Genomic DNA, 20,338 nt, shown 5'->3' with positions numbered 1-20,338 from the left:
ACGGGGGTTCGGAAGGCGGTGGCAGGTGAGCGGCGGGCTGGAGTTGCCCCCTGGTGACGAGAGTCATGAGGGCCATGAGGGCGGCTCCGTCGACGCACCGCCCGGCGCGGTGTCCCTGGCACGACCGCTGGAGATCGGCGCTGAGCTGGACTGGGGCGCCGACGCCTGGAGCGAGGTGCGCACCCGGGCCCGGCGGGCCGGCCGGGCCTACATCTGGCTGAATCTCGTCGAGCAGCGGCTGCGGGCCGTCGTCGCGGCGGTGCTGCGGCCCATCTACGAGCCGGTGCACGGCGACGAATGGGTCGTCGCGGCGGCCGGCCCCGCCGGACAGGAGTGGGTCCAGCGCGCGGTCGCCGTCCGCGAGGTCAGCCGCCGCAAGGGCTACCTCCTCGACCCCGCGGACGACAACATCGTCAGCTTTCTGACGCTGCCGCAACTCCGCGAACTGGTGGTCCAGCACTGGCCCTGCTTCGAGCCGTACTTCGACGACCGCCGCGAGCTCGAGCTGGCCCTCGACGAACTGGAGGTCGCCCGCAACATCGTCTCCCGCAACCGCGCCCTGTCCGAGACGGTCCTCGCGCAGGCCGAGCGCGCCTCCGCCCGCCTCCTGGACATCCTCGGCTCCGGCGTCGGCACCCGGATCTCCGGACGGCTGCCCATCGACGCGGTGGAGGACCTGGTCGGCGACCGCTACGCCGACGTCATCGGGGTGCACTCGGACCGGGTGCGGCTGCAGCGCCAGCTCCCCGCCGAGGACCTGTTCGGCAACGCCCGCCGGCTCGACGCCGTCGGCATCGGACTGAATCTCCTCGTCCAGAACTACTCGGGCCGCCGGCTGGTCCGGCTCGCCGAATCCGGCTGCCGGGTCCGTCTGCTCTTCCTCAACCCGGCCAGCAGCGCGGTCCGCCGCCGGGAGCGCGAAATCGGGCTGAAGAAGGGGGAGATGAGCCGTTCCATCGAGATGAACATCCTCCATATGCGAAGGGTGCGCGCCCGGCTGCGCGACCCCGGAGCCTTCGAGATCCAGGTCTTCGACGAGACCCCGCGCTTCACCGCCTACCTCGTCGACGGGGACGGCTCCGACGGCGTGGCGGTCGTCCAGCCCTACCTCCGCAAGAGCCGCGGCATGGAGTCCCCTGTCCTCGTGCTCCGCGGCGGCGGCCGGGAGGTCGTCCGCCAGGACGCCCGGGACGCCGGCGACGGCGACCACGGCCTCTTCGAGACCTACCGGGAGGAATTCGAGAGCATGTGGGCGGATTCGCGGCCGGTTTCCTGACCGGGTCCACCGGGAGGCGTCTTACGGGGTCCCCGTGATCCCTCCGTCGACCCGCAGCTCGATCCCGTTGACGTAGTCGGCGAGCGGGCTCGCCAGGTAGGCGACCGCGGCGGCGATGTCCTCCGGGCGCCCCAGGCGTGCGCTCGGGTTGGGCGCGTACTCCGCGACGATCTCCGCTTCGTCCCGTCCGCCCTCCGGTCCGCCCTCCCGTCCGCCCACCGGGCCCTCCGCCGGTGCCTCGTCCCCGCCCGTCCGCTGCTCGAACATCCGGGACAGGGAGGGAGTGACGATCACTCCCGGACTCACACAGTTCGCGGTGACGCCGGTCCCGGCGAGATGCCGGGCCAGGCTGGTGGTCATGTTCACCACGGCGGCCTTGGCGGCGGAGTACGCCACCATGTTGGGCAGTGGTGTCCGCACCGCCCGGCTGCCGATGGTGATCACCCGGCCCCAGCCGTGCGCCCGCAGCGAGGGCAGCAGCGTCTGGCTGACCCGCACCGTCGGCAGCACGTTCCCCTCGAAGGCGGCCCGCCAGTCGGCCGGCCGGGAGCTCTCCCAGTCGTGCTCGGCGAACGGACCGGCGTTGTTCACGAGGATGCGGGCACCGAAGTCGCGTGCGGTGAGGGCGACCTGCTCGGCGACGCCCGGCTCCGTCAGGTCTCCGAGCACCACTTCGGCCCGTACGCCGCGGGCCGCGACCTGTTCGGCGACGGCCGCCGCGGCTCCCGCGCTGCGCCCGTGCACGAGCACGTCGCAGCCCTCGTCCGCCAGCATCCCGGCGATCGTCGCCCCGATCCCCGAGCTGCTGCCCGTCACCAGCGCGCCCTGTCCTGCCAGCCGTAGGTCCATGGCGGTCAGCCTAGGGGTGGCGGCCGGCCCCGGGCTGCCCCGTCGCGACAGGCGGCCGGTCGATTGTCAGTGGTGCGTGCGAGAGTGGGCGGGCAACGGGGGAAGTACCACCGAAGGAGGCCGCATGAGCGAGCGTAGCGAGAGAACTGTGGGCGGGGGCGCGCCGAGCGAGTGCGAGACCGGACGTCATGAGGTTTCGGCATGAGCTGGCATCAGGAGCTGCTGGTCAGCTTCGACCTGGAGACCACGGGCACCGATGTCGAGCGGGACCGTATCGTCACCGCCGCGCTGATCCGGTTGGAGGGGGACGGCCGCGCGGCCGGGCAGCAGACCTGGCTGCTCGACCCGGGGGTCCCGATCCCCGAGGAAGCGTCGGCCATTCACGGCATTTCCACCGCATATGTCCGAGAACACGGCCGTCCGCCGGCGACCGCCATAGAGGAGATCACCGAGGCACTGGCCGATGCCCTGCGCGCGGACATCCCGCTGGTGGTGATGAACGCCCGGTATGACCTCTCCCTCCTGGACCGCGAGTGCCGGCGCCACGGCCTGCGGACGCTGACCGACCGTCTCGGACACGCCCCCGCACCGGTCATCGACCCCCTCGTCCTGGACAAGCATGTGGACCGCTACCGCAAGGGGAAGCGTGCACTGCAGGCGCTCTGCGGCCACTACGGCGTCCGGCTGGAGGGGGCCCACGAAGCGGGCGCCGACGCGGCGGCAGCGGCCGGGGTCGCCCGGCGCATCGGGGAGACGTTCCCGGCCGTCGCGCTCCCCTCGCCCCGCGCGCTGCATGACCTCCAGGAGAAGGCCGCCGCCGATCAGGCCGCCTCGTTCCAGGCGTATCTGCGGCGCTCCGGCGATCCACAGGCGATAGTCGAGCGGGCCTGGCCCCTGATTCCGTACCAGGCCGGGCCCGGGGCCGGGGCCTGAGCCGAGGCCTGGGCGGGAGCGGAGGGCGTCGTCACGGCCGCGCCGCGGGCCGGCCCCCGCGAAGCTGCCAAGGGCGGCGGGCGCGGGTCCACTCTGCCGGCTTCTCCCCGCTTCTCCCCGCTCCGGGAGTCCGGCCTCGCCCTCCGGGCCCCGGTCTCCGAGTCCCGGCCTCCGGCCGCGCGGCTCAGAAGGGATACCACCGCACGGTCGCGTCCTTGTCGCGCAGCGAGGCGATGCGGCGCCGGAACTCCTTGAGTGCCGCCGGGTTTCCCGGCGCGTGCTGGGACACCCAGGCGCAGCTCGCCGTCTCCCGGGACCCGCGCAGTACGGCGCAGCCCTCCCAGTCCCGGACGTCCCAGCCGTAAACGGACACGAAGGTGTCGTACGCGTCCGGGGACAGGCCATAGCGGTCCCGGCTCAGCGCCATGACGACCAGGTCGTGTTCCCGCAGATCAAAGGAGAAGGTTTCCAGGTCGACCAGCACCGGTCCATCGGGCCCGACATGAACGTTGCGGGTCAGCGCGTCGCCGTGGATGGGACCGCGGGGGAGATGCGGTTCCAGGGCCGTGGCCGCCGCCGCGAACGCGTCCCGCCGCCCGCGCAGATACTCCGCGTCGGGCGCCGACACGGCGTCGCCGGCCAGGCGCAGCCACCGCTCGACGCCACCGAGCAGTTCGCGCCGCGGCAGCGCGAACGGCGGCTCCGGCAGGGCATGGACCAGCTTCAGCAGGGCGGCGAGATCGTCCGGCCCGGCCGGCCGGACCGCCTCCGGCAGCCGGTGCCAGTAGGTGACGGGATGTCCGTCGACCAAGGTGGCCACGGGCTCCGCGGCCCGTACGGCCGGCACTCCCTCGGCCGCCAGCCACCCCGCCACCGCCAGTTCCCGCTCGGCCCGCTCCAGGAGTTCGGCGCTGCGGCCCACCCGTACGACCGGCCCGTTGTCGCCGAGGGCGAAGACGGCGTTCTCGCCGAGCGAGAGCAGCGCGGCGTCGGCTGCCGCATCGGGCCGGCCGGCCGAGGCCAGTACGTCCCGGGCGCGCGTTTCCGTGAAAGCGGCGGGGGTCGGTTCGGTCATCGGGTGTGCCTCCTGGGGTACGGGTACCTCCTGCGGTGCGTGAACGCGACCAGTTTTGCAGGTCCGCCGGCGCGACCCGGGAAACCTCCCGTCGACTGGGCAACGGCACCGCGCCGGCGGAATCCCTGGGCTCCGCACCGGTCCGGTCCGTCCCGTGGCTACCCGGAGTGGAAGGACAAGATCGCCACCCCTGGCCTGCGGGAGTACTACAGCGGCGCCGTCGACATGGACACCGCGCGTAGGCGCTTCGCCCGGGACGGCAATCCGGTCTTGGCCCGCTGCCGGCGCTGAGGGGCCCCACGTCTCTCAACTGGCCCTGGAATAAGCCGTAATGAGCGCCATGAGCACTCTCGTGACAAGCCTCAGTCGACGGCCGAACGGCGATCGGCCGGAGGTGTCGTCCACCTCTCCGTCACTCTCCATTGCGGATACGTAAACGGAGTTGAGTCGGCCCGGTTCAACTAGCCGTTCCTTTTGACCACTTCTGAAACCCTTTCCCAATTCATCGGCCTTGTTGGCTATCTCACACGCCCTGGCGAGCCTTGAATTGAACTCATCAATCAGACAGGGTTTCGAGCCAGTCCGGCGTAGATCTTCCGGTCTCGTCGGGCTATTGCGCAACGCTTTCCCCCCACACCACGAACGAGGAGAATCCTCGCAATGGCTCACAAGCGTTCCAGCAAGAAGCGGCTGGTCACGGCGATATCCGCCGCAGTAGCCGCCACTGGTATCGCCGCCGTCACCGCGGTCACCGCGGGTGCGTCGCCTGCAGCCGAAGGCAAGATCTACGGAGCCGAGGCCAAGGGCGCCGTGAACGGCAGCTACATCGTCATGCTCAAGAAGTCGGTGCACACCGCCGAGAGCGGCGACCTTGCCGCGAAGTACGGCGGAAAGGTCAAGCGGCAGTACTCCTCCGCGATCGACGGCTTCTCGGCGAGCGGTCTGAGCACGGAAGAGGCCAAGCAGCTCGCCGCCGACCCGTCCGTCGACAAGGTCGTCCAGAACAAGAAGTTCCACATCGACGCCAGCCAGGCCAACCCGCCGTCGTGGGGTCTGGACCGGATCGACCAGACGGACACCAAGGGCGACAAGAAGTACACCTACCCCGAGGCCGCGGGTGAGGGCGTCACCGCCTACGTCATCGACACCGGAATCCACATCAGCCACAAGGACTTCGGTGGCCGCGCGTCGTACGGCTTCAACGCCATCGACAAGGGCGACAAGGCCGAGGACGACAACGGCCATGGCACCCACGTGGCCGGCACCATCGCCGGCACCGAGCACGGTGTCGCCAAGAAGGCCAAGGTCGTGGCCGTCAAGGTCCTCGACGGCCAGGGCTCCGGCACCACCGAGCAGGTCGTCGCGGGCATCGACTGGGTCACCCAGCACCACAAGGGCCCCTCGGTCGCCAACATGTCGCTCGGCGGCGGCGTCGACGAGGCGCTGGACACGGCCGTGAAGAAGGCCATCGACGCCGGTGTCACCTTCGGTGTCGCGGCGGGCAACGAGTCCTCCGACGCGGGCCAGAGCTCCCCGGCGCGCGTGAAGGAGGCCATCACCGTGGCCTCCAGCACCAAGGACGACCAGCAGTCCGACTTCTCCAACTTCGGCAAGGCGGTGGACCTCTACGCCCCCGGTTCCGACATCACCTCGGACTGGAACGACGGCGCCACCAAGACCATCTCCGGTACGTCCATGGCGACTCCGCACGTCGTGGGTGCTGCCGCGGTCTACCTGGCCGACCACAAGGACGCCAAGCCGGCCGACGTGGAGAAGGCCCTGACGGACGGCGCCACGGAGGGCAAGATCAGCAACCCGAGCGCTGGTACGCCCAACAAGCTGCTGAAGGTCGTCAAGTAGTCACCTGACCTCCTCGGCTCCACCCGCCGGCCGTCGCGCTCGCCCCCACGGGGCGCGACGGCCGGCGTCGTGGTGTTCCGGGGCAGGGGGCGTGAGGGCGCAGGCGGGGGCGGCGATCCGGGGGGCGAACCGAACAATGGTGCGCGCCCACAAGAACCGCTGGATAGGCTCGTGTTGAGCCACGCCGGGCGGGGGCGAGGCGTACCTGTTCGGACCGGCCCCGACCACACAATCGACCAGGACGGTGGTAGTCCGACGCCATGGCAGATCACGACCTGACCGGATTTGACCGCAGTACCTTCACCCATGACGGCGCCACCCGTCGTATTCTGCGGCGCGGTACGGGGCCCGCGGTGATCGTGATGGCGGAAATACCCGGCATCACGCCCAAGGTGCTGGCATTCGCGGAACGGGTGGCCGCCCTCGGCTGCACGGCCGTGCTCCCGGTGTTGTTCGGCACGCCCGGCCGCGATGCGGACCCTGCGTCCGCCGGCCGGCTGAAGTCCGGGCTCTACACGGCCTCATCGCTGTGGAAGGTGTGTGTGAGCCGGGAATTCACCGTCCTGGCCACGGGAAAGTCGTCCCCCGTGGTCACTTGGCTTCGGGCGCTGGCCGCGCACGAACACCAGCGCTGCGGCGGCCCCGGCGTCGGCGCTGTAGGGATGTGCCTGACCGGCGGTTTCGCCCTGGCCATGGCGGCCGATGACCGCCTTCTCGCCCCCGTGTTGTCCCAGCCGTCCCTGCCGCTGCCGCTGACCAGGAGCCGGTCCTGCGGTATCGACATCTCCGCCGAAGACCTGGCCACCGTGCGGGGCCGCTGTGAGCGTGCGGACCTCCGGGTCATGGGGCTGCGGTTCCGTTCGGACCGGTTGGTACCGGGCGACCGGTTCGCCTTCCTGCGCCGTGAACTCGGTGCGGCGTTCACCGCCGTCGAACTGGACGACGACGCCGCGAACCCCGATGCCGTGCTGCCGCCGCACTCCGTGCTGACCGAGCACCTCATCGACGAACCCGGCCAGCCGACCCGCACCGCGCTGGACGACGTACTCGATCTCTTCCGCACCCGCTTGCTCGCCTCGCAGCAGCACGGCGGCGAGGCGACGGGAACCACGGCCACCCGGGAAGGCGCGTGACGCAGCGCTCCCAGCGCTCCCAGCACTCCCAGCGCTCCCAGCTCTTCTATGTGGGCTGACCGGCTCCCGTGTGGGCCGCCCCCACGCGGGCTGACCCGCTCCTCTCGCACAGGGCCCTCGTCCTGGCACCTCCTGTGGGCAACTCCTCCGCGGCCGTCTCCGACAATCCCTGACGGTCCCCGATGAGTCGACAATCCCTGACGACTTCCGATGAGTTATCCACAGGAGGCATCCTCCGGAACCATCCGGTGCCTCATCCCCCTACCGTCGGTGACATGCACGGAGGACTGCCGTTCATCGGCATCAGCACCATGGTCTACGGCGTGATCGGACTGTTCACGGTCGTAGTCGGCGCGATCCGCAAGACAGGGGGAGATCGAGTTGCACACCATCACCGTCATCGTGCCCGCTCATAACGAGGAGGAAGGGCTGCCGGCCACACTGGAGTCGCTGGCACACCAAACGCTCCGGCCTGACCGGATCCTGGTCGTGGACGACGCCTCCACGGACCGTACGGGCGAGGTGGCAGCCTCACACGGCGTCACGGTCCTGCGCCCGCCCCGCAATCTCGGCAGCAAGGCCAAAGCGCAGAACTACGCCCTTCCACACTGCACCACCGATCTCGTCCTGGCCGTCGACGCGGACACCGTCCTCGCACCGGACTACATCGAGACCGTCCTGCCCGTCTTCGACGATCCGAGCGTCTCGGTAGCGGCAGGCACGGTCCGCACCCGCCATACCCGTACGATCTGGGAGCGCGGCCGCTCGACCGAGTACTTGTTCGGGTTCCATTGGTATCGCGATTTGCGCCTGATTTGCAGGCGGCGTTTTGACCAGGGTTTTTGCAGGTAGGGAGGCATGTTGTGCAGATTTGCCGGTGCGCATATGTGATCAGGTGTGGGTGGGTGTGGCAGTCTTCATGCTGACCTCATGCTGACTTTTCTGACGGTGCGTCAGGGCGTGCTGTGTGGGGTGGTGGTGTGAGGGCCTAAGGGGCTCCGGCCGGCGCTGCCGGCTTCGCGGCGGGCAGCGGCGGGCCTGGATATGCATGCCGCCGGTGTTCCGCCGCTGGCGCGACCACGGTCTGGTCAAGGAGTTCCACGACCGGCTGCGCGCGAGGATCCGCGAGAGGCCGGGGCGGGACGCCGAGCCGTCGGCCGGCGTCATCGACTCGCAGTCGGTCAAGGTGGACGCCGTCGTCGGAACGGACAGCCGCGGCTTCGACGGCGGCAAGCTGGTCAACGGCCGCAAGCAGCACGTTGTGGTCGACACGCTCGGCCTGCTGCTGGGCGTGATGGTCACTGCCGCGGACACTGGCGACCGCACCGCCGTCCACGTGCTGCTTGGGCAGGTGGTCGACGCGCACCACCGGCTGGAGCTGGTCTGGGCCGACGGCGGCTACACCGGCAGCCTCGTCGAGTACTGCTTCACCGCGCTCGCGCTGGTGTTGGCGATCGTCAAGCGCAGCGACGACATGCGCGGCTTCGTGGTGCTGCCCAAGCGGTGGATCGTCGAGCGGTTCTTCGCCCAGCTGATGCGCACCCGCCGCCTGGCACGCGACTACGAGCAGCGCACCACCAGCACCGAAGCGATGGCCTACTGGTCGATGACGCCGCTCATAACCCTGCTTGGCCCGGCCACAGCCTTCGCGAGCGTGAACCGGCCCGGCGCGGGCTCGGCCAGCCAGCCGCGCGCGACCAGCCGTTTCGCCTTCGACCGCAGTGCCTCCACCCGCGCCGGCACCACGTCCATGCCGAACAAGGTGGTCATTTCCTGGCAGGTCAGCGGTCCTTGACCGAGCCGGGACCGGTTCGCGAGCGTCTCCAGCATGCGCTGGTAGTCCACCGACAGCACCGACCAGGCCAGCCCCTCGCGCCACATGGGCACCTGCGATCTCGGCTTCGCCGCATCGCCGGGCGCCGACTGCGCGTCCGCATCCCGCGGATCCGGGGTGACCTCCGTGCCAGCGGTGTCGCCGCCGCCCGGAGCCAGCACCATATCGACCCGTCTGCGGGGGATCGCCCACTCCTGCCATTCCAGCTCGGCCGCGGCCAGCTCGGCCTGGATAAGGTCGGCCTCCTCACGTAGAGCTGTTGTCGTGGGAGGTCGTGGCGGATCAGTCGATGACGTTCAGGCCGAGGGCGGTGCAGATTTGGGCGGCCTGGTCCGGGGAGATGACCGCGCCGCGGAACTGTGCGGCGATGGCGATGGTCAGTTCGCCGAGGTCGGCGCCGCGTAGATCTGCGCCGGTGAAGTCGGCGGCCCGTAGGTTGGCTTCGGCGAGACGGCAGTCCTCAAGGATGCAGTCACGGAAGTCGACGCCGCCGAGGTCGGCCTCGGTGAAGCGGATGCCGACGAGGTGGGCGCCGCGCAGGCTCAGGCCGTTGAGGTTGGCGACGGCCAGGTTGCAGCGGGTGAGTTGGAGGCCCAGGCCGCGGTGGCCGGTGAGGCGGGCTCCGATCATGCGGCAGCCGGTGAAGGTGGCGTCGGCGAGCAGGGCGCCGCCCCATTTGGTGTTGGCCAGGTCGGCGCTGTCGCAGGTGAGGTCGCCGCAGTCGGCGTCGGTGAATTTGGCGCCGGCGGCGCTGCCGCCCTGCCAGCGGGCCTGATCGAGCAGGGCGCCGGTGAAGTCGGCTGCTGTGGCGGTGCAGTCGGTGAAGACGGCTTCGGGGAGGTGGGCGCCGCGCAGGTTGGCTTCGGTGAAGGTGCAGCGGGTGAACGTCCGGGGGCGGGGATCGCGGCGCAGGGTGGGGCGCAGGTCCAGGCCGGTGAAGTCGAGTCCGGTCAGGTCGGTTTCGGTGGCGAGCAGCGTCAGTGGGTCACCCTGCTGCCCGGCCGGGTCGGTGTCGTGGCCGTGGGGGTGGAACGGCGGTGGTACGTGGGTCATGGTTTCGGCCTCGCTCTGGGGTGTCGCGGAGACTGCTCGCCGGGGGCGATCAGCGGGAAAGGGCAGGTTCGGCGGTCTGACGGGGTACGGCGGCTGCTTCGTTGCGGTGGCTGGCGCGGCGGCCCTTGATGGCGTCGTATGCGAGGGTCAGCAGGAGGCCGGCGAGGGCCCACAGGGCGAGGGTGAGCCAGTAGCGGCCGATGCCTTCGCTGCCGAAGTACATGATCTGGCGCAGGCTGCCGGATGTGGAGGTCAGCGGCAGCAGGTCGTGCAGGGCGCGGATGGGGGCGGGCATGGTCTCGATGGGCAGGGCCGCTCCGGAGGCGGGCATGGCGAGGAACATGAAGATCCCGACGGCGGGCAGCGGGGTCATGCGCCCGCAGAAGCGGGAGAGGAACACGGTGGCCGTGCCGGCGGCCATCACGGTGAGCCAGCCGGTGACGAGGATCGCGGGGACGGAGCCCTTGAGGGCGCCCACGATCGGTCCGGCGATGAGCCAGACGGTCACTGCGGCCACGGCGCCGAAGGCGGCCAGCGCGGCCACTATGCGCCTGCGGGTGAGGGATGTGCCGAACACGGTCGAGAGCATGACCGCTGACAGGTAGCCCGCGAGGGTCAGGCCGACCGAGGCGTACAAGGTGCTGGTGTCGCTGGTGTCGTGGGCGCTGAGCGGGGCCAGGTCGCGGACCTGGAGGAACTGGTGCTGTTGGACGGCGGCGTTCTGGAACGGCAGGGCGGCCGGGCCGACGCGGGTGGCGCCGGCGCCTGACGCGACGTAGAGCACGGGGCCGTCCGGGTGAGGTGGCTGGGCAAACGTCGTGCTCGCCGTACCAGCGCTTCGGTCAGCGGGTGACGGGGCGGGGACATAGGCGGCGGTCACGGTTCGGTGGGCTACCAGCCGTCGGGCCTGATCGGTGGCGGTGACGGTGCTGATGTCGTAGGCGTCTCCCAGCTTCTGCCGCAGGGAGGCGGTGAGCGGACCGGTCTGGGCGGGCGGTCCGGCGACCGCGATTTTCAGGTGATGCGGGGTCGGTGCGTGCATGGCTGCGGTGTAGATGCCGACCAGCAGTGCGGCCATGGCGAGCGGGAACAACAGCACTCGGGCTATCGCTCTGGGCATGTCTCCTCCACGGAGTCTCGGGATGTCACGCCTCACGAGGCAAACGCATCTCTCAAGATACATCATTGATGATGCATTGTTCAGGATGTATCATCGGGGATATTTTTGGAGGAGTGTGCGTGCTACCACTGACCGGTCCCATGAACCTTGCTGAGCTGCACCATCTCGGCAGGCGGCTCACCGCTGCCGCGACCTCGGCGATGAAGGGCGCCTCAGACCTGGGTTCGACCGAGCTGCTGGTGCTGGAGTGCCTGGACATCACCGGTCCGCAGCCGGTGGGAGCGATCGCCCAGCGCACCGGCTTCGCCCAGAGCCGGGTATCCACCGTGGTGGCAGCACTGCACAAGCGGGGCCTGGTCGAGCTGGGAACCGATCCGGCCGACCGGCGCCGGACTGTCGCCAAGATCGCCGAGCATGCCCGCACACAGGCCAAGGAAGCCAGGAGCCGGGAAGCCGAGCCGACTCTGCGGCAGATGCTTCCCGGACTGTCCGACGCGGAGCTCAACGCGGTGATCTCCGCACTCAGAACACTCAACGCCGCCCTGGGCGAGGCGGCACTGGCCTCCTCCAGCGGCACCGACCTCTAGTGTCCTGAGTCGGCAATTCGCTACCTAGGGAAAGTTGCGGTTCAACATCATGGCCGGATGGCGGGGATGGGACGGCCGAACGCCGAGTTGGTGCTGACCGATGACGGGCGTGCGACGTTGGCCCAACGAGCCAGGCGCCGCATGTCCCCGCAGGCCACGGCCCTGTGGTGCCGGATCGTCCTGGGCAGCGCAACCGGCACGCTGGAGAGCACGGCGCTGTGCCTCCGCGTAGAGGGCGCCGAGGGCGAGGGAGGACTTGCCCGATCCGGACACCCCGGTGAACGCGACCAGCGCGTCCCTCGGGATGTCCACATCGATGGTGCGGAGGTTGTGCTCACGAGCGCCGCGCACCCATACGGACGAGTCGGCCATCCCTCCATGGTCGGGCATCGTCAGCGCCTGTCCGGAGAGGTGTCTCAGCCGACGGCCGTGGTGGCGCCGATCTGCTCGCGCGCCTCCTCCCAGGGCAGCGGAGTGGCGATGACCGCGCGCAGCGCCCGGACCTGGCGTGGCGAGAGCCCGGCCGCGAGCACGCCGATGGCGTTGCCGTCCCGGCCGTAGAGCGCAAGGGCACGGCGCTCCGCCCGGTCCAGGACGGTGGTCTCGACCCGGTCGGCGCCCATAGTCAGCCCGTACGCCTGGAGCTTGAGGTCGTACTGGTCGGACCAGAAGTACGGCACGGGGGCGAACGGGCGGCGCTCCGGGGCGGGGGCGTCCTCCGCCATCCCGGTGGCGTCGGTCGTCGCGGTCAGTTCGGCCAGGAGGTTGCGGGCGGCGGCCATGCCCTGTTCGGTGGCGTTCATCCGGTGCTCGAAGCGCAGCGGACGGCCGTGGACCGGATGGTCCCAGCGGGCCACATCGCCCGCGGCGTAGATGCCGGGGGCGGCGGCGCAGTAGGCGTCACAGCGCAGCCCGTCGGTGGTGTCCAGGGCCGGGTCGTCCAGCCATTCGACGGCGGGCCGGGAGCCGATCGCCAGCAGCACGAGGTCGGCCGGCAGCCGGCAGCCGTTGGCCAGCCATACGGCGGTAACCTGCGGGTCGCCCGTACCGGCCGGGTCCGCGGGCGCCGTCTCGAAGCTGTCCACCGCCCCGGTGAGCAGCCGTACGCCGCGGGCGCGGTGCTCCTCGGCGAGCAGTTCGCCGACCTCGGTGCCGACGGCAGCGGCCATCGGTGTCGCCTCGATGCCGACGAGGGTGACGTCATGCCCCAACTCCCTTGCCGCCGCTGCGGCTTCACAGCCCAGTACGCCGTTTCCGACGATCACCAGGCGCCGTCCACCGTCGGCCAGCCGGCCTCGCAGTGCCAGTGCCTCGTCGAGGGTGCGCAGAGTGTGCACACCAGCGATGCGGTCGGCACCGGGCAGCGTACGGGCCGTAACGCCGGTCGCGATGATCACGCCGGCACAGCCGAGCCTCCCCCACTCTCGACCTTGCTCGAGCGGGGGGACCCCCACCCCGCCGTCGAGGGTGAGGGTGCGGGTGGCCACATCGAGGCCGGTGGCCCGGGTACCGAGCCGCAGATCGAGGCCGAGCGGGGCGAGCTGGTCCTCGGTGCGCAGCAGCAGCCGGTCCGGCTCCCAGGCGCCGTACAGAAGCTGCTTGGACAACGGCGGCCGGTCATACGGGAGATGGGGCTCGTCACCGATGAGGGTGAGCGGGCCGCGCCAGCCGAAGCGGCGCAGCGCCTCGGCCGCGGCGAGGCCGGCCACAGAGGCGCCGACAACGGCGATCGGCCGGTCGGTCATACGTGCACCTCGATCACGGCGGCCGGGCAGATGGCGGCCGCCTCACGGACTGCGTCGTGCTGCCCGGCGGGCGGTTCGGCGTCGAGGAGTACCACAACGCCATCCTCGTCGCGCTGGTCGAAGACCTCGGGGGCGACCAGCACGCACTGTCCGGCGGCGCAGCACTTCTCGGCGTCAAGGGTGATCTTCATGGCAGGAATTCCAGTTTCTGTGGCGGGGGACTCGGGGACGCGGGCGGCGGCGGGGCCGCGCCCGCCTGACGGGGCGACGGGCCGCCCGGTGTCGGCAGACGTCACCAGGTGACCGGCAGGGCGTGGCAGCCGTAGATCGTCATATCCGTGCGGAAGGGGATCTCCTCGATCGGCACCGCGGGCCGCATCGTGGGGAAACGGCGCAGCAGCGTGTCGATCACCACCTGGAGTTCGACGCGGGCCAGGGCCTGGCCGAGGCACTGGTGGATGCCGTATCCGAAGGCGACGTGGTGCTGGGCGTTGGGGCGGCACACATCGAGCCGTTCGGCGTCTGCGAAGACGCTCTCGTCACGGTTGGCGGATGGCACGGACACCACGACGCCCTCGCCGGCACGGATGAGGTGCCCGTCGATCTCGATATCGACGGTGGCGGCCCGGCGCGGCCCGTTGCGGGAGATGCTGTGGAAGCGCAGCAATTCCTCGACGGCGCCGCGGATCAGAGAGGGGTCCTCGCGCAGCTGGTCGGCGGACTCCTGATCATGCATCAGGCTCAGGGCGCTGAGCCCGATCATGTTGGCGGTGGTCTCGTGCCCGGCAATCAGCAGCGAGGCGGCGAAGACAAGCACCTCGTCGTGGGTGATCTCGCCGGTCTGCTGCTGTTCGACGATGAGCCGGCCGAGGATGTCATCCCCCGGGTCCGCCTCCTTCGAGGTAACCAACCGGTCGAGGTAGGCATACAGTTCGCGACGGGCAGCCTCCCGCTCGCCATCGGGGACATTGCGGGAGAGCAGCCTGCCGGTGAGCTGCTGAAAGATGTCGTGGTCGTCGTACGGGACGCCCAGCAACAGACTGATGACCAGCGACGGGACGGGCAGAGCCAGCGCCTCGACGAGGTCCACCCCGCTGTGCACATCCCGCTCGGCACGCTCCATCGCATCACAGAGTTCCTCCGTGATCTGCCGGATCTCCGGGCGCAGCGCCTCGACCCGCTTGACCATGAACTCCCGGGTGACCATCCGGCGCAGCCGGGTGTGCTCAGGCGGGTCCATGTGGACGAAGCTGCGATTTTGGGGGTTAGGGCCACCGGTCATACCGCTGAGCGGGTAGCCGTGGACGGTGGTGTCGGAGCTGAAGCGAGTATCGCCGAGGACCGCCCGGATGTCGCTGTAGCGCGTGACCAACCAGGCCCAACTTCCGTCCGGAAGGCAGATCTTGGAGATCGGCTCCTCGGTGCGCAGGGTGTTGAATTCCGTGTGGGGGCCCTCCTGGTCGAACAAGGCGGAGACCGGGGGCAGGGCGAAGGGGCAGCCGCTCGAGGGCTGGACGGGCAGCCGCGCCGGGGTGGTGGGAAGTGTCATCTCGCTCATCTCGCTCATCTCGCTCCTCAGGCACACCGGCATGGGCGTGCGTCATGAGTCGGACGTCACCCAAGGGGACGGCACGCCTCTCGGGGTGAAAGCATCTCCCACGATACATCATTGGTGATGCATTACTATGGATGTATCATCGGAGATATTTGGAGGAGTGTGCGTGCTACCACTGACCAGTCCCATGAACCTCGCTGAGCTGCACCATCTCGGCAGGCGGCTCACCGCTGCCGCGACCTCGGCGATGAAGGGCGCCTCAGACCTGGGGCCGACCGGGCTGCTGGTGCTGGAGTGCCTGGACATCACCGGTCCGCAGCCGGTGGGAGCGATCGCCCAGCGCACCGGCTTCGCCCAGAGCCGGGTATCCACCGTGGTGGCATCACTGCACAAGCGGGGCCTGGTCGAGCTGGGAACCGATCCGGCCGACCGACGCCGGACCGTCGCCAAGATCGCCGAGCATGCCCGCACACGGGCCCGGCAAGCCAGGAGCCGGGACGCCGAGCCGACTCTGCGACGGATGCTTCCCGGACTACGCGACGCGGAGCTCGACGCGGTGATCTCCGCACTGAAAACGCTCAAGTCGACCGGCCGCCCGGGGTAACGGCGCATGCCCCAAGGGGTAATGGTGCCCGTCTACCTTGCTGACCAGCTGCTCGGTGCAGCAGGTCGCGAGACGACCGCAGCGCAGTTCGCCGCCCCCGCCCGTTGGATCCAGGCGTGCGCGCGCTCCACCACTCTGTGTCGATGTCATGGCCGTGGTCGGCAAACGGCTGCCGGGGGCAGGGCCGGCCGGTGCACCGCGACCGCATCGGCAGCAGCGGCTTGACCTGCCCCTCTACCGTTTAAGGACCGATGCACAGCGTGGTGTGTCCCTTCCGTTTAAGGATCGGCGCACAGAGGTGAACGCATGGTGTATTCCGCAGGGCGTCCGGTGGGTCGCGAGGCCGAGACGGCGGAAATAGCGAGACTGGCGGCATCCGCGAGGGCGGGTGAGGGGCAGGCGGCGTACGTCGTCGGTGAGGCCGGCCTGGGCAAAACCGTCGTGTTGGAGCTGGCCGCGGCGGCCGCGGAGTCGCTGGGGATGCCGGCGCTGTACGGGTCGGCCCAGGAGCTGGAACAGCAGCGTCCCTTCGCCTTGATCTCGGCCTGCCTGGGCGTGGATGCGGCGTCAACCGAAGCACCCCGGGCCCGGGTCGCCGAGATCCTGCAAGGCGACACCCGGTACGGAATGCCGGGTGCGATGGGCGGGACGGACGAGGCGGACTCCGCCACCGTCGAGGCGATCCTCGGTCTGGTCGAAGACTTGTGTTCGCAGGGACCGCTGGCGTTGTTTCTCGACGATCTCCAGTGGGCCGACTCAGCGAGTCTGGCGGTGTTGGACCGGCTGGTGCGGTCGGTCCCTCAGCTGCCGCTTTTGATCGTCGGGGCCTACCGGCCGGTGCCGAAGGTCGGGCAAGTCGCCCGGCTGTCGCAGTGTCTGGCCATGGCCAACCGCACCGTGCTGGAGCTGGCACCGCTGAGCCGCCCGGCCGTGTCAGCTCTGCTGGCGGACCTGTGCGGCGGTGAGGCCGGTCCGCGATTGCGGCGCATGGCCGAGGGGGCGGCGGGAAACCCGTTGTACCTCACGGAGCTGGTCGCCGCTCTGGTGCGCGAGGGGGCAATCGAGACCCGCGAGGGAATCGCGGAGGTCACCGTCGGCTGTCCGCTGCCGCCGCTGACCACGCTGGTGGTGCATCGGCTGCGGTATCTGCGCGATGAGGTGCTGCAGGCGCTGCGTGTCGCCTCCGTGCTGGGAGCCAGCTGCACGGTCACCGATCTCGCGGCGGTCCTGCACAAGCCGGCAGATGACCTGCTCGGCATCGTCGTGGAGGCCGAAGCGGCCGGAGTGCTGCGGGATGCCGGCGACCGGCTGGTCTTCCGTCACGACCTCATACGGCACGCTCTGTACGACGCGGTGCCGGGCTCGGTCCGCGCCATGCTGCACTTGAGAACGGCGCAGGCCCTCGCAGGCGCCGGGGCGGCCCCCGAACGGGTCGCCGAGCATCTGCTCGAGGCGGCACCGGCCGGGGAGTTTTTGACCACCTGGCTCGAGGGGGCCGCGGCACGGCTCACGGCGCGAGCGCCGGCAATGGCCCTGCGCCTGCTCGATACGGCACTGACGCTCGCCGACCCCAGCGATCCAAGGACCGACCACCTCCACCTGCACCGCGCCCTCGCGCAGCTCTCTTCCGGCCGCTTGGCCGAGGCGGAGGAAAGCGCCCGATGCGCACTGGCCAGGACCCGTGATCCCAAATTGGAAAGCCCGATGCGCTGGATCATTGTCCAGGCCATGCTCGCTCGCGACCGGCCTGACCTGGCGCTCACCGAGGCGAGAGCCGCGCATGCGAGCGCCGGCGTGCCGGCGGTCGAGGCGATCCGGTTCGAGGCGTTCAGCGCGGTGTGCCTGTTCGCGCTGGGCGAGATGCCGGAGGCCGAGGCGGTCGCGGTGACTGCCCGGCACTCGGCTGAGGAGCATGGCGACCGCCCCGCCCTGGCCAACGCTCTGCGCGTCCTGGCATCCAAGCGCATGCTCGAAGCGCCTGACGCCGAAGCGCTGGAACTGGCACAGCAGGCATCACGGCTCACACCGGAAACGACCCACCCGGCACAGCGGATCGGGCTGCAACTCGCCCTGGCCAATTGCTACATCGATCTCGATCGCATCCCCGACGCGCAGCGCACCCTCGACGCCATCCACACGGCAACCAAACACACCGGGGGAGTCTTCCCGCCCCGGTACCACCTCGCCCGCGCCCTCCTCGCATTCAACACCGGCAGCTGGGATGAAGCCCTCGCAGAAGTCAAGGCCGGTCTCACTCCCGGCGAACACTTCGAGATGGGCCGGGCACTGCGGGCGGTGGCGGCACTGATCGCTGTGCACCAAGGCCGGCAGACCACTGCCGAAGCGCACCTGATCGACACGCCCGCAGCATCGGACAACGGAACGGTCGCCCGGTTCTTCGAGTACTTGCCGCTGCGCGCCAGCGCCCTTGTCGACGAGGCCCAGGGCAGCCCCGAGCGCGCCTACACCCGGCTCGCCCACGCCTTCGACCATGGCATCGGCCACCTACCGGGCCAGCTGAGCCTCTCCTCTCTCACGCCCGATCTCGTCCGGCTCGCCCTGGCCCAGGGCGACTCGACTCACGCGCGGCGATACACCTTGGCCGCCCGAACACGGGCCGACCAAGGCGGCGGCCCGTACCACCTCGGTGACGCCTACCGCTGCCAAGGGCTCCTCGCACAGGACCCCGATCTGCTCCTGGAAGCGGCCCGCTGCTACCGGAACGCGCCACGGCCACTGAACGAGGCACATGCCTACACCGACGCGGCGGAGCTGCTGGCCCACAACCGACAACCAGCCCAGGCCCGAACCCTGCTCAACCAAGCGTGGGAGATCTACACACGCCTGGACGCCCAATGGGACGCGGCCCGCGCCACATCCCGCCTGCGCGCCGTCGGCGTCCGCCGAGGCGTGCGAAGCCCACGAAACAGCGCCCGCGACGGGTGGAACGCCCTCACCCAGACCGAACGGATCGTCGCCGACCACATCGCAGGCGGCCACTCCAACCCCGAGATCGCCGAACGTATGTCCATCTCACGACACACCGTCAGCACACACGTCTCGAACATCCTCGGAAAACTGGGAATGACTTCACGCGTCGAACTCGCCGCCGAGGTCATTCGCCGGCGGACCCCGGACCGGTCGCACCCACAGGACTGACCGCACCCCACCCCCCATCGGACATCTGAAGAAGTCCTACTTCAGGTGAGGGATGTATCAGCCCTGGCACGGACGTACTTTGGCCAGGCCGCGCCCGCCAGGCCAGCCCTCCTCAACGCTCGGGAGACGTTGCCGTGGGCGTTGTTGGGCCGGCCATCAGAGTCCGCCCGATAAGCACGACCTACCGAAAGAGAACCGGAAAGCATGACTGTAGCCACGCTCCAACGCAGCCCGGGGCTGCGTGGGATCGCCACGCTCCTCCCCGTCGCCCTGACCGCACTCGGCATCGCGATATCGCCGCTGGGTGCCGGAACGGCCCATGCGGACGATTCGACTGCCATGCCCGCCATTACGGGCCTGAAAATCGCTGTGCTTCCGAATCAGGATGACCTCACCAGTGGCTTGCGGTATCTGGATTTGGCGGACGAGCCGCCAGTCGCCGGGACTGAAACCGTCGTGCGGAAGGAACCGAAGGACGGATCTTTGAGCTTCCTCCCCAACGAGGACGGGAGTTTCCGGATCAAGGTCGAAAAGACGGGGATGTGCCTCGACTTCAAGGAGGGATCCGAGCGCATCGACCAGTGGGACTGCGACGGTTCCGCCGAAGAGAACTGGTACCTCCAGCCTTCCGATGCCGCGGAGAGCAAATATGTCATCCGGAACGTCAGCAACAACAAGTGCATGGACGCCAACGGAGGTAGCAGCGAAGGCGCCACGGTGGGCCTCTACGATTGCGGGACCAACAAACCCAACCAAGCGTGGTCGGTCGGCGTCGGCGGAATCGAATCAGCTGCCACAGATGACACGTTGAAGGGCCTGGCCACCAGGTACGCCCTGAACCAGTTCGAGGCCGGGTCCAGCGCCATCAAGTCGGCAACGTACAAGGTGGATAGCTACACCACCGCAACTCTCGGTGACTTCAAAAACGTGACGACTGACGGTGGAACGGCGGTGAATTACACAACCGACCCCCTGGACAAGCAGGTGAATTGGAGCCAGACCACCGGATATACCTACACTGCTGGAGGTTCCGTCACCACCACGGCGGGCATCTCCTTCGGTCCGAAGGATGGGCCTGTGCAGGGGAAGGTCGACGTCGCGATCCAAGGGAACTGGTCGAACAGCTGGAGGACGGATCAGGCGCAGGGTGGAAACGTCACCATCCACGTCAAGCCCAATCAGTACGGTTGGATCATGCGCGCCCAGCTGACGAAGGAGGTGACCGGTACGTGGACCTTCACCAACGATCTGGGGACCACGTGGACGGGGGCCGGAACCGCCACCGTCCCTGCCCAGGAGGGAACCGACGCCAAGAACAGCAGCGTCATCGGCTGCACCTCTGACAGCGCCGCGGAAGTCTGCAAGCAGAACGACCCCGGGCGCCCGTAGCCGCTCGCCCCGCTCCAGGCAGGCCCGCAGGCTCCGCCTGCGGGCCTGCCCCGCCGAGCTCTCTGCCGAACCACATCGGCCCGCCGATTCCCGCTCACCTGCAGCGAGATCCAGCGCCTGTTCACCGCCCTGGTCGTCCGGCATACCCGCGACGCCGCCCATCGAC

18 protein-coding genes and 1 pseudogene are annotated in these 20,338 nt (G+C 69.6%); 10 read left to right on the top strand and 9 right to left on the bottom strand.

Going from position 1 to position 20,338, the window contains the following annotated elements; all coding sequences use genetic code 11:
- Nucleotides 1–25: 25 nt before the first annotated feature.
- On the top strand, nucleotides 26–1,276 hold the full coding sequence (locus tag D9V36_RS11385) for an SAV2148 family HEPN domain-containing protein (protein WP_129293666.1): 1,251 nt from the start codon (nucleotides 26–28) through the stop codon (nucleotides 1,274–1,276).
- A gap of 21 nt (nucleotides 1,277–1,297) precedes the next feature.
- On the opposite strand, the gene D9V36_RS11380 is transcribed toward D9V36_RS11385, so the two are convergent.
- Nucleotides 1,298–2,125 (bottom strand): SDR family NAD(P)-dependent oxidoreductase, encoded by an 828-nt coding sequence (locus D9V36_RS11380; RefSeq protein WP_129293665.1) that lies wholly within the window; start codon nucleotides 2,123–2,125, stop codon nucleotides 1,298–1,300.
- A gap of 201 nt (nucleotides 2,126–2,326) precedes the next feature.
- On the opposite strand from D9V36_RS11380, the gene D9V36_RS11375 reads away from it, so the two are divergent.
- Nucleotides 2,327–3,058, top strand: coding sequence for a 3'-5' exonuclease (locus D9V36_RS11375; protein ID WP_129293664.1), 732 nt, complete (start codon nucleotides 2,327–2,329; stop codon nucleotides 3,056–3,058).
- Nucleotides 3,059–3,242: 184 nt separating this feature from the next.
- Here D9V36_RS11375 and D9V36_RS11370 read toward each other — a convergent pair whose 3' ends face one another.
- On the bottom strand, nucleotides 3,243–4,133 hold the full coding sequence (locus tag D9V36_RS11370) for an aminoglycoside phosphotransferase family protein (protein WP_129293663.1): 891 nt from the start codon (nucleotides 4,131–4,133) through the stop codon (nucleotides 3,243–3,245).
- 660 nt (nucleotides 4,134–4,793) lie between these two features.
- Here D9V36_RS11370 and D9V36_RS11360 point away from each other — a divergent pair.
- The 4 genes and pseudogenes from D9V36_RS11360 to D9V36_RS11345 all read left to right on the top strand — a co-directional run.
- Nucleotides 4,794–5,993, top strand: coding sequence for a S8 family peptidase (locus D9V36_RS11360; RefSeq protein ID WP_129293662.1), 1,200 nt, complete (start codon nucleotides 4,794–4,796; stop codon nucleotides 5,991–5,993).
- Nucleotides 5,994–6,253: 260 nt separating this feature from the next.
- On the top strand, nucleotides 6,254–7,126 hold the full coding sequence (locus D9V36_RS11355; protein WP_129293661.1) for a dienelactone hydrolase family protein: 873 nt from the start codon (nucleotides 6,254–6,256) through the stop codon (nucleotides 7,124–7,126).
- A gap of 381 nt (nucleotides 7,127–7,507) precedes the next feature.
- On the top strand, nucleotides 7,508–7,978 hold the full coding sequence (locus D9V36_RS11350) for a glycosyltransferase family 2 protein (protein WP_241720828.1): 471 nt from the start codon (nucleotides 7,508–7,510) through the stop codon (nucleotides 7,976–7,978).
- A 196-nt stretch (nucleotides 7,979–8,174) separates the two neighbouring features.
- Nucleotides 8,175–8,723 (top strand): annotated as a pseudogene (locus tag D9V36_RS11345) (IS5 family transposase); the annotation flags it as partial.
- Here D9V36_RS11345 and D9V36_RS41950 read toward each other — a convergent pair.
- Genes D9V36_RS41950 through D9V36_RS11335 form a run of 3 tightly spaced genes read right to left on the bottom strand, consistent with a single transcriptional unit; the run spans nucleotide 8,723 to nucleotide 11,133 of the window.
- Nucleotides 8,723–9,193: a hypothetical protein gene (locus tag D9V36_RS41950; RefSeq protein WP_241721294.1), complete on the bottom strand. Its 471-nt coding sequence runs from the start codon at nucleotides 9,191–9,193 to the stop codon at nucleotides 8,723–8,725. The pseudogene D9V36_RS11345 and the gene D9V36_RS41950 sit on opposite strands and share 1 nt — an antisense overlap.
- A gap of 49 nt (nucleotides 9,194–9,242) precedes the next feature.
- Nucleotides 9,243–10,013 (bottom strand): pentapeptide repeat-containing protein, encoded by a 771-nt coding sequence (locus D9V36_RS11340; RefSeq protein ID WP_129293659.1) that lies wholly within the window; start codon nucleotides 10,011–10,013, stop codon nucleotides 9,243–9,245.
- Nucleotides 10,014–10,062: 49 nt separating this feature from the next.
- Nucleotides 10,063–11,133 (bottom strand): ABC transporter permease, encoded by a 1,071-nt coding sequence (locus D9V36_RS11335; protein ID WP_129293658.1) that lies wholly within the window; start codon nucleotides 11,131–11,133, stop codon nucleotides 10,063–10,065.
- A gap of 140 nt (nucleotides 11,134–11,273) precedes the next feature.
- Between D9V36_RS11335 and D9V36_RS11330 the strand changes: the two genes are divergently transcribed.
- The gene (locus D9V36_RS11330) at nucleotides 11,274–11,720 is read left to right on the top strand and encodes a MarR family winged helix-turn-helix transcriptional regulator (RefSeq protein WP_241720827.1); all 447 of its coding nucleotides are present in this window, start codon (nucleotides 11,274–11,276) and stop codon (nucleotides 11,718–11,720) included.
- Nucleotides 11,721–11,744: 24 nt separating this feature from the next.
- Here the strand turns inward: D9V36_RS11330 and D9V36_RS40885 are convergent, their stop codons facing one another.
- The 4 genes from D9V36_RS40885 to D9V36_RS11310 all read right to left on the bottom strand — a co-directional run bounded on the left by D9V36_RS40885 (nucleotide 11,745) and on the right by D9V36_RS11310 (nucleotide 15,032).
- Nucleotides 11,745–12,092 (bottom strand): hypothetical protein, encoded by a 348-nt coding sequence (locus D9V36_RS40885; RefSeq protein ID WP_164992848.1) that lies wholly within the window; start codon nucleotides 12,090–12,092, stop codon nucleotides 11,745–11,747.
- Nucleotides 12,093–12,136: 44 nt separating this feature from the next.
- The gene (locus D9V36_RS11320) at nucleotides 12,137–13,465 is read right to left on the bottom strand and encodes an NAD(P)/FAD-dependent oxidoreductase (RefSeq protein ID WP_129293657.1); all 1,329 of its coding nucleotides are present in this window, start codon (nucleotides 13,463–13,465) and stop codon (nucleotides 12,137–12,139) included.
- Nucleotides 13,462–13,656, bottom strand: a complete 195-nt coding sequence (locus D9V36_RS11315; RefSeq protein ID WP_129293656.1) for a ferredoxin — start codon at nucleotides 13,654–13,656, stop codon at nucleotides 13,462–13,464. The genes D9V36_RS11320 and D9V36_RS11315 overlap by 4 nt, the downstream gene beginning before the upstream one ends.
- Nucleotides 13,657–13,757: 101 nt before the next feature.
- Complete coding sequence (locus tag D9V36_RS11310; protein ID WP_431357659.1) at nucleotides 13,758–15,032, bottom strand: cytochrome P450; 1,275 nt, start codon at nucleotides 15,030–15,032, stop codon at nucleotides 13,758–13,760.
- A 175-nt stretch (nucleotides 15,033–15,207) separates the two neighbouring features.
- Between D9V36_RS11310 and D9V36_RS11305 the strand changes: the two genes are divergently transcribed.
- The 3 genes from D9V36_RS11305 to D9V36_RS11295 all read left to right on the top strand — a co-directional run bounded on the left by D9V36_RS11305 (nucleotide 15,208) and on the right by D9V36_RS11295 (nucleotide 20,172).
- Complete coding sequence (locus D9V36_RS11305; protein WP_241720826.1) at nucleotides 15,208–15,624, top strand: MarR family winged helix-turn-helix transcriptional regulator; 417 nt, start codon at nucleotides 15,208–15,210, stop codon at nucleotides 15,622–15,624.
- 306 nt (nucleotides 15,625–15,930) lie between these two features.
- Nucleotides 15,931–18,783, top strand: a complete 2,853-nt coding sequence (locus D9V36_RS11300) for an ATP-binding protein (protein WP_129293655.1) — start codon at nucleotides 15,931–15,933, stop codon at nucleotides 18,781–18,783.
- A gap of 204 nt (nucleotides 18,784–18,987) precedes the next feature.
- A complete protein-coding gene (locus D9V36_RS11295; protein ID WP_129293654.1) occupies nucleotides 18,988–20,172 on the top strand; it encodes an RICIN domain-containing protein in 1,185 nt (394 codons plus the stop codon).
- Nucleotides 20,173–20,338 lie beyond the last annotated feature (166 nt).

The organism is Streptomyces lydicus, from assembly GCF_004125265.1.
Classification (GTDB): Bacteria; Actinomycetota; Actinomycetes; order Streptomycetales; family Streptomycetaceae; genus Streptomyces; species Streptomyces lydicus_C.
This window is presented reverse-complemented; position numbering and strand designations above follow the sequence as displayed.

Excerpts from the sequence above, each read along its gene's own strand:
- D9V36_RS11380 (WP_129293665.1), bottom strand. The coding sequence starts at position 2,125 with ATGGACCTACGGCTGGCAGGACAGGGCGCGCTGGTGACGGGCAGCAGC.
- D9V36_RS11375 (WP_129293664.1), top strand. The coding sequence starts at position 2,327 with ATGAGCTGGCATCAGGAGCTGCTGGTCAGCTTCGACCTGGAGACCACG.
- D9V36_RS11370 (WP_129293663.1), bottom strand. The coding sequence starts at position 4,133 with ATGACCGAACCGACCCCCGCCGCTTTCACGGAAACGCGCGCCCGGGAC.
- D9V36_RS11360 (WP_129293662.1), top strand. The coding sequence starts at position 4,794 with ATGGCTCACAAGCGTTCCAGCAAGAAGCGGCTGGTCACGGCGATATCC.
- D9V36_RS11355 (WP_129293661.1), top strand. The coding sequence starts at position 6,254 with ATGGCAGATCACGACCTGACCGGATTTGACCGCAGTACCTTCACCCAT.
- D9V36_RS11340 (WP_129293659.1), bottom strand. The coding sequence starts at position 10,013 with ATGACCCACGTACCACCGCCGTTCCACCCCCACGGCCACGACACCGAC.
- D9V36_RS11335 (WP_129293658.1), bottom strand. The coding sequence starts at position 11,133 with ATGCCCAGAGCGATAGCCCGAGTGCTGTTGTTCCCGCTCGCCATGGCC.
- D9V36_RS11330 (WP_241720827.1), top strand. The coding sequence starts at position 11,274 with ATGAACCTTGCTGAGCTGCACCATCTCGGCAGGCGGCTCACCGCTGCC.
- D9V36_RS40885 (WP_164992848.1), bottom strand. The coding sequence starts at position 12,092 with ATGGCCGACTCGTCCGTATGGGTGCGCGGCGCTCGTGAGCACAACCTC.
- D9V36_RS11320 (WP_129293657.1), bottom strand. The coding sequence starts at position 13,465 with ATGACCGACCGGCCGATCGCCGTTGTCGGCGCCTCTGTGGCCGGCCTC.
- D9V36_RS11315 (WP_129293656.1), bottom strand. The coding sequence starts at position 13,656 with ATGAAGATCACCCTTGACGCCGAGAAGTGCTGCGCCGCCGGACAGTGC.
- D9V36_RS11310 (WP_431357659.1), bottom strand. The coding sequence starts at position 15,032 with ATGAGCGAGATGAGCGAGATGACACTTCCCACCACCCCGGCGCGGCTG.
- D9V36_RS11305 (WP_241720826.1), top strand. The coding sequence starts at position 15,208 with ATGAACCTCGCTGAGCTGCACCATCTCGGCAGGCGGCTCACCGCTGCC.
- D9V36_RS11300 (WP_129293655.1), top strand. The coding sequence starts at position 15,931 with ATGGTGTATTCCGCAGGGCGTCCGGTGGGTCGCGAGGCCGAGACGGCG.
- D9V36_RS11295 (WP_129293654.1), top strand. The coding sequence starts at position 18,988 with ATGACTGTAGCCACGCTCCAACGCAGCCCGGGGCTGCGTGGGATCGCC.